Annotated in this window: 12 protein-coding genes; 6 read left to right on the forward strand and 6 right to left on the reverse strand. The window is 73.4% G+C overall.

The window, feature by feature from the left end; all coding sequences use genetic code 11:
- Positions 1 to 150: 150 nt before the first annotated feature.
- Positions 151 to 1,074, reverse strand: coding sequence for an LLM class F420-dependent oxidoreductase (locus IE273_RS05580; protein WP_189814010.1), 924 nt, complete (start codon positions 1,072 to 1,074; stop codon positions 151 to 153).
- 205 nt (positions 1,075 to 1,279) lie between these two features.
- Between IE273_RS05580 and IE273_RS05585 the strand changes: the two genes are divergently transcribed.
- Complete coding sequence (locus IE273_RS05585; protein WP_014675573.1) at positions 1,280 to 1,444, forward strand: hypothetical protein; 165 nt, start codon at positions 1,280 to 1,282, stop codon at positions 1,442 to 1,444.
- A 293-nt stretch (positions 1,445 to 1,737) separates the two neighbouring features.
- Here the strand turns inward: IE273_RS05585 and IE273_RS05590 are convergent, their stop codons facing one another.
- The 3 genes from IE273_RS05590 to IE273_RS05600 form a co-directional block, all read right to left on the reverse strand.
- The gene (locus IE273_RS05590) at positions 1,738 to 2,223 is read right to left on the reverse strand and encodes a DUF6099 family protein (RefSeq protein WP_189814011.1); all 486 of its coding nucleotides are present in this window, start codon (positions 2,221 to 2,223) and stop codon (positions 1,738 to 1,740) included.
- 167 nt (positions 2,224 to 2,390) lie between these two features.
- Positions 2,391 to 2,804, reverse strand: coding sequence for a nucleotide pyrophosphohydrolase (locus tag IE273_RS05595; RefSeq protein ID WP_229887094.1), 414 nt, complete (start codon positions 2,802 to 2,804; stop codon positions 2,391 to 2,393).
- A complete protein-coding gene (locus IE273_RS05600) occupies positions 2,801 to 4,012 on the reverse strand; it encodes an AAA family ATPase (RefSeq protein ID WP_189814012.1) in 1,212 nt (403 codons plus the stop codon). The genes IE273_RS05595 and IE273_RS05600 overlap by 4 nt, the downstream gene beginning before the upstream one ends.
- Positions 4,013 to 4,174: 162 nt before the next feature.
- On the opposite strand from IE273_RS05600, the gene IE273_RS43340 reads away from it, so the two are divergent.
- A complete protein-coding gene (locus tag IE273_RS43340; RefSeq protein WP_229887095.1) occupies positions 4,175 to 4,318 on the forward strand; it encodes a hypothetical protein in 144 nt (47 codons plus the stop codon).
- Positions 4,319 to 4,758: 440 nt separating this feature from the next.
- Here IE273_RS43340 and IE273_RS05610 read toward each other — a convergent pair whose 3' ends face one another.
- On the reverse strand, positions 4,759 to 5,148 hold the full coding sequence (locus tag IE273_RS05610; RefSeq protein WP_014675566.1) for a cell division protein SepF: 390 nt from the start codon (positions 5,146 to 5,148) through the stop codon (positions 4,759 to 4,761).
- Positions 5,149 to 5,424: 276 nt separating this feature from the next.
- Here IE273_RS05610 and IE273_RS05615 point away from each other — a divergent pair, with 276 nt between their 5' ends.
- Positions 5,425 to 7,146, forward strand: a complete 1,722-nt coding sequence (locus IE273_RS05615; RefSeq protein ID WP_189814185.1) for a hypothetical protein — start codon at positions 5,425 to 5,427, stop codon at positions 7,144 to 7,146.
- On the opposite strand, the gene IE273_RS05620 is transcribed toward IE273_RS05615, so the two are convergent.
- Positions 7,127 to 7,642, reverse strand: a complete 516-nt coding sequence (locus IE273_RS05620; RefSeq protein ID WP_189814013.1) for a YceI family protein — start codon at positions 7,640 to 7,642, stop codon at positions 7,127 to 7,129. The two genes, IE273_RS05615 and IE273_RS05620, sit on opposite strands and share 20 nt — an antisense overlap.
- Positions 7,643 to 7,775: 133 nt before the next feature.
- Between IE273_RS05620 and IE273_RS05625 the strand changes: the two genes are divergently transcribed.
- The 3 genes from IE273_RS05625 (at position 7,776) to scpA (ending at position 12,362) form a co-directional block, all read left to right on the forward strand.
- Entirely contained in the window at positions 7,776 to 8,273 is a 498-nt protein-coding gene (locus IE273_RS05625) for a MarR family winged helix-turn-helix transcriptional regulator (RefSeq protein WP_189814014.1), read from the forward strand.
- A gap of 100 nt (positions 8,274 to 8,373) precedes the next feature.
- Positions 8,374 to 10,188, forward strand: coding sequence for a methylmalonyl-CoA mutase family protein (locus IE273_RS05630; RefSeq protein ID WP_189814015.1), 1,815 nt, complete (start codon positions 8,374 to 8,376; stop codon positions 10,186 to 10,188).
- Positions 10,188 to 12,362 (forward strand): methylmalonyl-CoA mutase, encoded by a 2,175-nt coding sequence (scpA, locus tag IE273_RS05635; protein ID WP_189814016.1) that lies wholly within the window; start codon positions 10,188 to 10,190, stop codon positions 12,360 to 12,362. The genes IE273_RS05630 and scpA overlap by 1 nt, the downstream gene beginning before the upstream one ends.
- Positions 12,363 to 12,368: the final 6 nt, after the last annotated feature.

Genomic DNA, 12,368 nt, shown 5'->3' on the forward strand with positions numbered 1-12,368 from the left:
GGGGCGGGTGGACCGCTGGACCGAACCCGTGGGGCGGGACCGGTGGGCTGGGCGTCGGGAGCGCACGGCCGGGGCTTCGGGGCGGGCCCGGGGCGGGGTCCCGGGGCTCGTGGGGCTGGGCCCCGGGACCGGGGGTGGGGCGTCGGGTGGTTACGACAGCTGGGACTGGACCTGGCTGGAGATCAGTTCCAGGTGGTCCAGATCGCCGAGGTCCAGCACCTGGAGGTAGATCCGCTGGGAACCGATCTCGGCGTACCGGCCGATCTTGTCGACGACCTCCGCCGGGGAACCGGCCAGCCCGTTGGCCTTCAGCTCGTCCGCCTCACGGCCGATCGCGGCGGCGCGCCGCGCCACCTCCTGGTCGTCCTTGCCGACGCAGACGACGAGCGCGTTGGAGTACGTCAGGTCGTCCGCGTCGCGGCCCGCCTCCACCGCGGCGGCCCGCACCCGGCCGAACTGCCGCTCACTGTCCTCGATCGAGGCGAACGGGATGTTGAACTCGTCGGCGTACCGGGCGGCGAGCCGCGGGGTCCGGGTCGCGCCATGGCCGCCGATCAGCACCGGGACCTTCTTCTGGGCGGGCTTGGGCAGCGCCGGCGAGTCGGTGAGGTCGTAGAACGTGCCGTGGAAGTCGAAGGTCTTGCCGGCCTCGGTCGCCCACAGCCCGGTGACGATCGCGAGCTGCTCCTCCAGCCGCGCGAACTTCTCCTTCGGGAAGGGGATGCCGTACGCCTTGTGCTCCTCCTCGAACCAGCCCGCGCCGAGGCCGAGTTCGACCCGGCCGCCGGACATCTGGTCGACCTGGGCGACCTGGATGGCGAGCACGCCGGGCAGGCGGAAGGTGCCGGCGGTCATCAGCGTGCCGAGACGGATGCGCTTGGTCTCGCGGGCGAGGCCGGCCAGGGTGATCCAGGCGTCCGTCGGGCCGGGAAGGCCGTCCACGCTGCCCATGCGGAGGTAGTGGTCGGAACGGAAGAAGGCGTCGAAGCCCAGGTCCTCGGTGGCCTTGGCCACGGCGAGCAGGGTGTCGTAGGTGGCACCCTGCTGGGGCTCGGTGAAGATTCGAAGGTCCATACATCTATCCTGCACGGCGCCGCCCGCGTCAATCGCGCCGGTACCGTCCGGCACGGCTGTCCCCGGTCGGGTGAAATTCCTCCACCCCGCGCGCGGGCGTCGCTCCGGGCCGGTGACCGGCCCCGGTGATGATCGTTGGGCGGTCGGAGCCGGACCGTCCGGCGCCCGCGCCGGCCCCGGCGGGCCGGGGGCCGAGGAGGCTGTCATGTCCGAAGAGTCCGTTCCCCAGCAGGGAGGCCCCGCCGGCCGGCCGAAGGGGTTGCTGGAGCAGATGGAGGAGCTGATGGCGGCACTGAACGCGGACCTGTCGGCCCTGGCGGACCTCCAGGCCGGGGGGCCGGCGCCGGGCGCGGCCGACGAGACGGAATGAGGCCGACGGCCGGGGCAGCGCGTGGGGTGGCGCCTCAGCGCGCCGACCGCCACGAGCACTGAACCACGCGCACGGCCGCGGCCGACCAGCGGACAGGACCGATCCGAGGCGGGCACCCCCGCCCTGAGCCGAGCCCAGCCAACGGCACCCCGCCGCACCCCGCACCGAACAGCCGTCAACGCGCACCACACCACCCGCCGCTCGCGCACGGCCCTCACCCGAACGCGGGCCGAACCGAACGCGTCCACCCGCACCCACCGCCCCTGCCGTGCCGCCCCGCAGGGGAACCCCGCTCACACGCCCGACGGGCTGTCCTGGATGCCGCCCGGCATTACCTCCTCCCGGGCCGCCAGCTTGCGCAGCATCTCCAGGACGCGGTCGCGGGACTCGTCGGCGGCGTCGATCGCCTCCATGCACTGCCAGTACGTCGTCTCGTCGGCCGCGGCGCTGGCCATGCCGACCAGGGCTATGCCGACCTCGCCGAGCAGACCGCCGAGGCAGAGCAGCGTCTCGCGGGCGTCGTCCAGCTTCGTGAGCTGGGCGGCGCGCAGGTCGCCGAGGTCGAGTTCGGGCGGGTCCAGGACTCCGCAGCCCCGGCCCGCCAGCTCCGTCAGCCCCAGTGCCTCGCCGCGCAGTTCCGGCGGCCCGGAGACCGCGAGGCGGCTCCCGATCGCCTGCGCGAGGGCCTGCGCCTGCCAGACCTCCGCCATCATCTCCGCCGCGTCGGCGCCACCCGCCAGGGCCCGCCTGCTCGTGAGAATGAGCCGTACCGCATCCATACCGTGCCCCCGTCCCTCCGCCGCGTCACCTCACGCGGCTGCCCGAACTCCCTTGTTCACTACCCAGCGTGAGGGACCTTGGGGCGAAAAGCCAGAGGAAGACCGAAATCTGTGGACAACAATTCGGATTCGGCCGAGAGTTTGACTCCGGAGAGTAATAACGGAGCTCAGTGCTCCGATTGTTGGTCCCGGCCCCGGTCCTGATCCCGGCCCCGGTCCCGGCCCCGGCCCCGGTCCCGGTCCTCCGCACCGGGCAGCGGGAACCGGCGTTCGTTGCGGTCGATCTTCGCGGCCAGCGCGGCGAGCGGATCGACGCCGAGGACCTCGCAGAGCTGGAGCAGATAGGCCAGCACGTCGGCGACCTCGTCCGTCACGCGGTGGGCGGTCCCGGGATCGTCCATGACCCGGGCCGACTCCTCGGGCGTCAGCCACTGGAAGATCTCGACCAGTTCGGAGGCCTCCACCGAGAGGGCGGCGACGAGATTCTTGGGCGTGTGGTAGGGCTGCCAGTTCCGCGCGGCGGCGAACTCGGCGAGTCTGCGCTGGAGTCGGGCCAGGCCGGGATCGGGGTGTTCGGTCACGGGTTCAGGTGTACCACCGTGACACCGGGGGTCCTGGCGGCCCACGAGGCGTCGCTCACCGCGGCCACACAGCGGATGTGCCCCCGCTCGCCCATCCGCGCGGCCGTCCGCAGCAACTCCCGGCGCTGGCACGGATCCAGGCCGCGGTCGAAGCCGTCGGCGAGGACGGTGAGGGTTCGCAGCGCGTCGGGCACCTCGCCGGGGGTGTCCACGTCGAGCACGCCCGGCCCGGTCAGCAGCACCAGGGTGAGCGCGAGGTAGCGCAGTTCGCCGTCGCCCAGCCGGGCGAGTTCGCTGCGGAAGCCGTCGCCGCGGTCGAGCAGCGCCCGTACCGTGCCGTCGGCCAGCGGCTCGGCGACCAGGTCGGTCACCCGCCCGGCGCAGCCCGCGCGCAGCGTCTCGACCAGCAGGCCGTGCCGCCGGCCGCACTCCGCGCGCGTGCGCCACAGCACGTCGGCGAGGTTGTCGCAGCCGCGCAGCAGCCGGCCCGAGCCGGTGGGGACGGGGGCGCGCATGTGCTCGGGGCGCGGATCGCAGGGGAAGACGGAGCGCAGGGCGACGACCATCTGCTCGGCCGCCGCGAGCACATGGCGCTGACCGTCCGTCTTGCCGGCCACGCGCAGCGGCAGCAGGGCGGTGCCCAGGAGGTCGTCGGGGAGCGGGGCGCGGGTGACCGGGGCGGAGCCGGCGGTGTGCCAGGCGGCCTGGACGGTCCGGCGTCCGGGGTCGCGCAGGGCGGTCTCCAGCAGGACGACTCCGCGCGCGGTCAGCCGCTCCCCCACGATCCGCAGGTACGGTTCGGCCTGGACGGCGAGGTCGAGCCGGACCGGGCCCTCGGCGCCGTCGGCCGTACAGCCGATCCGGAATCCCCGCCGCCCCTCGGCGTCGGGGCGGGCCCGCTCCGGCACGCAGGCGACCGGGTCCGGGAACGCCTCACCGAGCGGGGCACCGCCGCCGAGCCGTGCCAGCGCCTCGTACGCGGTGAGCGCGGTGGTCTTGCCGGCCCCGCTGGGCCCCGCGAACACGGTGACCGCGCCGAGCGGGAACCCGGCCCGCCGGTGCCCGGCGAAGGCCGACAGCCGCAGTTCGGTGATCCGGGAGCGGATGTCGAGGGGCGGACGGTCGAGGGGCGGGCGGGAGTGCGCGGGGACGGTGGCGGCGGACGCGTCGGCCGCCGGCGGCTCAGCGGACACGGAGGGCACGGCCATATGCGGACCGTAGGGCTCCGCCCGTACGCCGAACCGTTTCACTGCCGGGACGTTCCTACGATCGGGGGACCTGACGGCAGCCGACATCCCGCGCAGACCACGAATGTCGCGGAAGATGACGGTCTTGTGGTCGTTGTCGGTGCTCACCGTTACTCTGCCGGGGTGTACGAGCAGTTCGAGAGGGGCGATCCCGCGGCGCGCAGGCGTGCGGCGATCGCCGCGGAGAAGGACCGGCTGGCCCGCGACCGTGAGCGGCGCGAGTCCCGCGACCGCACGGCGGTCAGCGGCTTCCTGCGCCGCAAGTGAGCCTGGCTGGGCGTGACCGGGGATGCCGTCACCGCCGTGCACGGCCTGCTGGACGAACTCTCGGCCGTACCGGATCTGCCCGAGGAACCGCGCGCCGTGCTGCGGGCCGCGGCCACCGGCGCGCCGGACCGCGAGGCGCTCCTCCCGGCGGTGCGCAGGGCGCTGGAACACGCGGCTCCCGAAGAGGTGCTGGCGCACATACGGGCGCTGTGGGAAGCGGACGTTCCCTGGCTGACCGACGCGGGAGCGGAGCGCTGCCGGGTGATCTGCTCCAGCGCGCCGAGCCTGCTGCTCGTCAGCGGCCGGGCGCGCGCCGTCTCCGGCGGTCCGGCCTTCTCGCTCTTCGCCGCTGCCGCCACCCGCGGCGCCGTCCCCGTGCCCACGCGCCATCTGCCCGCCATCCTGCCCTGGGCGCCGCTGCCCGTCCTTGTGGCGGGCGCTCAGCCGCCCGAGATCGCCGCGCCCTCCATGAGTCCGCTGACCTCCGTCCCGGGCGGGGTGAGGAGGAAGACGTTGCGGTCCACGCGGTGCATGCCGCTGCCCAGGCCGAAGACGACGCCCGTGCTGAAGTCGAGGACGCGCTTGGCGACGTCGCCCTCCGCACCGGACAGGTCGAGCAGCACCGGCGCCCCGGCCATCAGCGTCTCGGCGACTTCCCGGGCGTCCGCGAAGACGTTGACACGCAGGACCACGAACCGGCGCCGGGTCTCGGTCTCGGCGTCGGGCAGCGAGCGGTGGTTCACCGCGGACGGCCAGGCGTCCCGGCCCCGCAGCGGCACGACCTGGGCGAGCCCTTCCCACTGTTCATCGGTGACGTCGTAACGGCTCACCGGCTCCCCCTGATCTGACTCGCACTCAATCCCTGCACCAGCCAATTCTTACGCCAAGTCACCCGTTCGGCCCAACAACGACACGGTGCGCGACCGCACCAGCCGTATCTCGCGCGTCACATCCCGCGCCAAATGCACTGATACATCCGCTTCTTACCGGGCTCATACCCGACTCTTCATCGGCCTGCGCACCCCGCTCACCCCTCCCCGCTAGCGTCGCGTGCCGTGCACTTGGCAGAGACACAGCAGGTGACACCCGGCCGGCGGACACCGTCGGTGGTGTCCGCCGATCCGGGGGCCCGCGCGGCGGTGCCGGACGGCCCCGCGCAGTGGCACCGCGTACTGACGCTGCTCGCCGACGTGAGCCTGTTCATCGGCACGCGCTCGGTGTGGACCCAGGCGGCCACGCACCGGCTGGTCCTCGCGGGAGTCATCTCGGTCTGCTACGCCTCGATCCTGGTGACCGGCGCGCTCGCCCTCACCGTCCGCCGGACGCGCTCGCTGGCCCGCCTGGACCTGGTGGTGCTGGCGACCGCGGTCACCCTCGCCCTGTGCGCCTGGGCGCTGAACCACGGCGGCGGCGACGAGGCGGTCCTCACCACCCAGGCCGCGCGGGAACTCGTCGCCGGGAACCCGGTGTACGAGCAGCCCTGGCCCTGGCTGTTCCACGCCGAGGGCGTCGCGCTGACACCGACGATGGACGGCGGATACGACTTCACCTACGGCTATCCCCCACTGGCCCCGCTGCTCACCGCGCCCCTGCTGTGGCTGGGTCACGGCGGCGCCCCGGCGACGGCGGCGGCGACGGTCGCGCTGGTCGTGGGCGCGGTGGTGCTGTGGCGGCTGCTCCCGGTGCCCTGGCGCTCGGCGGCGACGATGGTCTGCCTCGGCTTCGGCTTCCTGCCGACGTACGCCCGCCAGGGCTATCCGGCGATCATCGGTCTGGCCCTGCTGCTGCCGGTGGTGGTGCGCTGGCCCCGGCTCGGCGCGCGCGGCCGGCTGGGCGCGGCCGGGATCGCGCGGGCCGCGTGTCTCGGCGCCGCGTGCGCCGCCCAGCAACTGCCGTGGTTCGTCACGCCGTTCCTGCTGGCCGGCATCTACGCCGTGCGGCGCGGGGAAATGGGCGGCCGGGCGGCGGCGCGGGTGGTGCTGCGGATCGCGGGGACCGCGGTGCTCACCTGGCTGCTGATCAACGTGTACTTCGTCGTGAGCGAGCCCGGCCGGTGGCTGCGGGGCATCGCCCTGCCGCTGACCCAGGGCGCGGTGCTGCACGGCCAGGGACTGGTGGACGTCTCGCTGTACTTCACCCACGGCAGCGACCGCCTCGGCTGGTACGGCCGGGCGAGCGTGCTGCTCGCCGCCGCCCTGCTGGCGGTGTTCGTGCTGTTCGTCCGGCGGCTCGGGCCGGCCGCGACGGTGCTGCCCTGGTGCGCGTTCTATCTGGCGACCCGCTCCCAGGACGGCTACTACCTGATGATGACCCCGCTGTGGCTGGCGGCGGCCATCACCGCGCCCCTGCCGGAGTTCGCCCAGGCCTGGCAACCGCGGCCCCGCCCGTTCACCGGCCCGCGCCGCCGGGCGGCACTGGCCGTGGCCGCGGTCGCGCTGATCACGCCCGCGCTGGTGAGCGCGGCCCTGGCGGCGACGGGGACCCCGCCGCTGCGGATGGACGTCACGGCGGCCCGGCACACCTCGGCACGGGCCCTGTCCCGGCTGACCCTGCGGGTCACCAACACGGGCGGCACCGCGCTCACCCCGCACTACATGCTCAGCGTCGGCCAGGGCATGAGCCGGTACTGGTCGCTGGCGCGCGGCCCGGCGACGATTCCCGCACACCGCACGGTGAGCGTCGAACTCTGGGCGCCGACCGGCGGTTTCCAGGTGCCGGCGAAGCCGGGTGCCGGGCTCCGGCTGCGCGCCTTCACGGCGGACCCGCAGACGCTGTCCACCCGGGACGTGCGCCGGGCGGAGCTGGGCCTCAGTCCGCCGCGCGGGTGAAGCGGAGCGCGGCCGTGATCGTGGTCAGGCCGCGGATCATGCCGAGTTGGTTCCAGCCCATGTCGAACTGCTCGCGGTCGACGCCGAACTCCGTCTCCAGGGTCAGCGCGCCGGCGCTCACGCCGGTCAGGCGGGCGGTGAGGGACAGGGGCCGGCTGACGCCCCGGACGGTCAGCTGTCCGGCGACCCGGACCGTGTCGCCGTCGAGCCGGTCCGCGCCGCGCACGGTGAAGGTGATCTCCGGGTGGCGCTCGGCGTCGAAGAAATCGGCCGAGCGCAGGTGCACGTCCCGCTTGGCGTTCTTCGTGTCGAGGGAGGCCGCGTCCAGGGTCACGGTGCCGGTGGCCGTGCCGTCGGGCCGGACCTCGCCGGTGCCGCCGACGCCGGTGAAGGTGCCCTTCACGGTGACCAGGCCCCACATGGTCTTGTGCCGCAGGCCCACGGTGGACGCGGTCGGGTCGAGCTGCCAGCGGCCTGTTTCCACGGCGACGGTCATGGTCGTACTCCAGATGATTCAAATTTGGATGACTGGATGACCTCACGCTAGCCCCTCATCCAAATTTGAACAACAAGCACCTGCCCGCACTCGCACGACTCGTACAAATTTGGACAACAGGTAGACTCGACACATGTCCGCCTCCGACGCGCACACCGCCGACCAGCCCTCCTGTCCCCTCGCGCACGGCGACGGGCTGCTCCCGGACGAGCTGCGCGCCTGGATGGTCCTGCTGGCCGCGACCGGCGCCGTGGAGCAGCGGCTGCGGTCGGTCGTGAAGGAGACCCTCGACGTCTCCCACGACGAGTTCCTGATCCTGTGCCTGCTGGCCGAGCAGCCGCGTACCGGACTGCGGATGACCCAGGTCGCCGATCTCCTCGGCCGCCCCAAGACCCGCCTCACCTACCAGATCGCCTGTCTCCAGCGGGCCGGTCTCGTCAGCCGCAGATCCGTGTGCGGCGACAAGCGGGGTGTGCAGGTCGCCCTCACCGACAAGGCCCGCGACCTGCTGCGCGAGACCTCCGCCCTGCTCGCCGGAACCGTCCGCCAGGCCCTCGCCGACTCCATGGGCCCCGAGCAGCGAGCCGCCATGTGCTCGCTCGTCCCGGACCTGGAGACCGAGACCCGCTGAGCCGCCGGGCCCGGAGAGACACAGGTCACCACCGCAAGAAGAGAAACCTCACAGCCCGTGCTCCGCCCTGGCTCCGACGCCCTGCCCTAGCATCCGAGCCATGACGGTCCTGCCTGACGACGGGCTCTCACTGGCCGCCGAGTTCCCTGACGCGACACATGAGCAGTGGCAACGCCTGGTCGAGGGCGTCCTGCGCAAGTCGGGCAAGGAACTGACCGGCGCGGCAGCCGAGGACGCCCTGTCCACGACGCTGGAGGACGGGCTGCGCACCCGGCCCCTGTACACCGCGCGCGACAGCGCGCCCGACCCCGGCCTGCCGGGCTTCGCCCCCTTCGTGCGGGGCAGCCGCCCGGAGGGCACCAGCACGAGCGGCTGGGACGTACGGCAGCGGCACACGGCACTCGCCGACGGCACGGCCGACGCCGTGCTCGCCGACCTGGAGAACGGCGGCACCTCCCTGTGGCTGGTGCTGGGCGAGGGCGGCATCCCGGTCTCCGAGCTGGGCCGCGCCCTCGACGGCGTCTACCTCGACCTGGCACCGGTCGCCCTGGACGCGGGCCGCGACACCGAGGCCGCCGCCGAGGCACTGCTGCGGCTGTACGACGACAAGGGCGTCGACCCGAAGGCCGCCCGCGGCACCCTGGGCGGCGACCCGCTCGGGTACGAGGCCCGCACCGGCACCGCCCTGGACTTCACCCCCTTCGCCGCCCTGGCGGTCCGCTGCGCCGAGCGGTACCCGGGCCTGCGCGCGCTGACCGTGGACGCGCTGCCCTACCACGAGGCGGGCGGCTCCGCCGCGCAGGAGCTGGGCGCCTCGCTGGCCACCGGCGTGGCCTACCTGCGGGAGCTGACCGAGGCCGGGCTCGGCGTCGACCGGGCCGCCGCCCAGCTGGAGTTCCGCTACGCGGCCACCGCCGACCAGTTCCTGACCATCGCCAAGCTGCGCGCGGCCCGCCGGCTGTGGGCGCGGGTCGCCGAGGTGTGCGGGGCGCCGGCCGCGGGCGCGCAGGTGCAGCACGTGGTGACGTCGCCGGTGATGATGACCCGCCGCGACCCCTGGGTGAACATGCTGCGCACGACGGTCGCGGCGCTCGCCGCGGGGGTGGGCGGCGCGGACTCCGTGACCGTGCTGCCGTTCGACCACGCGCTCGGCCTCCCGGACGCGTTCGCGCGCCGGATCGCCCGCAACACCTCCTCCATCCTGATCGAGGAGTCCCACCTGGCCCGGGTCGTCGACCCGGCGGGCGGCTCCTGGTACGTCGAGCGGCTGACGGCCGAACTCGCCGAGGCCGCCTGGCAGTTCTTCCGGTCGATCGAGCGCGACGGCGGCCAGGCGGCCGTCCTGCGCTCCGGTCGGCTGCGCACCGACCTGGCGACGACCTGGGCCGAGCGCTCCAAGCGGCTCGCCAAGCGGCGCGAACCCATCACCGGCGTCAGCGAGTTCCCGCTGCTGGCCGAGAAGCCGGTGGAGCGCGCGCCCGCGCCCGAGCCGCCGTCCGGCGGGCTGCCGAGCGTGCGCCGCGACGAGGCGTACGAGGAGCTGCGCGCCCGCTCCGACGCCCACTTGGCGGCGACCGGCGCCCGGCCGCGCGTCTTCCTCGCCACGATCGGCTCCGCCGCCGAGTACACCGCCCGCTCGTCCTTCGCCGCCAACCTCTTCCAGGCCGGCGGCATCGAGCCGGTCACCGAGGGCCGCTTCGAGGACAGCGGCGCCACCGAGGCCGTGCTGTGCTCCAGCGACGCGCTCTACGCCGAACAGGCCGAGGAGACCGCGAAGGCGCTGCGCGCGGCCGGTGCCCGGCACGTGTTCCTGGCGGGCCGGGGCGACCACGCCGGCATCGACTCGTACGTCTTCGCGGGCTGTGACGCCGTGGACGTCCTGTCCGCGACCCTCGACCGCATGGGAGTGTCCTGATGGGAATCCCCGACTTCTCCGGCATCGAGCTGGGGACCCCGGCCGCCGGCGCCACCGAGAGCGAGTGGCGTGCGGCCCTGGAGCGGGCCACCGGGAGCGCCGAACCGCTGTGGGAGACCCCGGAGGGCATCGGGGTCAAGCCGCTGTACACCGGCCGTGACCTGGAGGGCCTGGACTTCCTGGGCACCTACCCGGGCATCGCGCCGTACCTGCGCGGCCCGTACCCGACGATGTACGTCAACCAGCCCTGGACGATCCGCCAGTACGCGGGCTTCTCCACCGCCGAGGAGTCCAACGCCTTCTACCGGCGCAATCTGGCGGCCGGCCAGAAGGGCCTGTCGGTCGCCTTCGACCTGCCCACGCACCGGGGCTACGACAGCGACCACCCGCGCGTGACCGGGGATGTCGGGATGGCGGGCGTGGCCATCGACTCGATCTACGACATGCGCCGGCTCTTCGACGGCATCCCGCTGGACAGGATGACGGTGTCGATGACGATGAACGGCGCGGTGCTGCCGGTGCTGGCGCTGTACATCGTGGCGGCGGAGGAACAGGGCGTACCGCCCGAGAAGCTGGCCGGGACCATTCAGAACGACATCCTGAAGGAGTTCATGGTCCGCAACACCTACATCTATCCGCCGAAGCCGTCGATGCGGATCATCTCCGACATCTTCGCGTACACCTCGCAGCGGATGCCCCGCTACAACTCCATCTCCATCTCCGGCTACCACATCCAGGAAGCGGGCGCGACGGCCGACCTGGAGCTGGCGTACACGCTCGCGGACGGCGTCGAGTACATCCGCGCGGGCCGGGAAGCGGGCCTGGACGTCGACGCGTTCGCGCCCCGGCTGTCGTTCTTCTGGGCGATCGGCATGAACTTCTTCATGGAGATCGCCAAGCTGCGCGCGGCCCGGCTGCTGTGGGCGAAGCTGGTGCGGCAGTTCGACCCGAAGAACACCAAGTCCCTCTCCCTGCGCACCCATTCGCAGACCTCGGGCTGGTCGCTGACCGCGCAGGACGTGTTCAACAACGTCACGCGTACGGCCGTGGAGGCGATGGCGGCGACCCAGGGCCACACCCAGTCGCTGCACACCAACGCCCTCGACGAGGCCCTGGCGCTGCCGACCGACTTCTCGGCGCGCATCGCCCGCAACACCCAGCTGCTCATCCAGCAGGAGTCGGGCACCACCCGGGTCATCGACCCGTGGGGCGGCAGCGCCTACGTGGAGCGGCTGACGTACGACCTCGCCCGCAAGGCATGGGCGCACATCCAGGAGGTCGAGCAGGCGGGCGGCATGGCGCAGGCCATCGACGCGGGCATCCCCAAGCTGCGCGTGGAGGAGGCGGCGGCCCGCACCCAGGCCCGCATCGACTCCGGTCGGCAGCCGGTGATCGGCGTCAACAAGTACCGCGTCGACAGCGACGAGCAGATCGAGGTCCTCAAGGTCGACAACTCCTCGGTGCGCGCCCAGCAGATCGAGAAGCTGCGCCGGCTGCGGGCGGAGCGGGACGAGCAGGCCTGCCGGGACGCGCTGGACGCGCTCACCCGGGCGGCCGACGGCACGGAGAACCTGCTGGAGCTGGCCGTGCGCGCGGCCCGCGCCAAGGCGACGGTCGGTGAGATCTCCGACGCCCTGGAGAAGGTGTACGGGCGGCACGCGAGCCAGATCCGTACGATCTCCGGCGTGTACCGCAACGAAGCAGGCCAGTCCCCGTCCGTGGACCGCACCCGGGCGCTGGTGGACGCGTTCGAGGAGGCCGAGGGGCGCCGGCCGCGCATCCTGGTCGCCAAGATGGGCCAGGACGGCCACGACCGCGGCCAGAAGGTGATCGCGACCGCCTTCGCCGACCTCGGGTTCGACGTCGACGTCGGCCCGCTGTTCCAGACGCCGGACGAGGTCGCCCGGCAGGCCGTCGAGGCGGACGTGCACGTGGTCGGGGTCTCCTCGCTGGCGGCCGGTCACCTCACGCTCGTCCCGGCGCTGCGCGAGAAGCTCGCCGAGGAGGGCCGCGAGGACATCATGATCGTGGTCGGCGGGGTGATCCCGCCGCAGGACGTGCCGGCCCTGCGGGAGATGGGCGCGGCGGAGGTGTTCCTGCCGGGGACCGTGATCCCGGACGCCGCCCACGACCTGGTGAAGCGTCTGTCGGCCGACCTCGGCCACGAGCTGTAGGGCCGC

Origin of the sequence: Streptomyces olivaceoviridis (assembly GCF_014650115.1) — a bacterium.
GTDB classification, from domain to species: Bacteria; Actinomycetota; Actinomycetes; order Streptomycetales; family Streptomycetaceae; genus Streptomyces; species Streptomyces olivaceoviridis.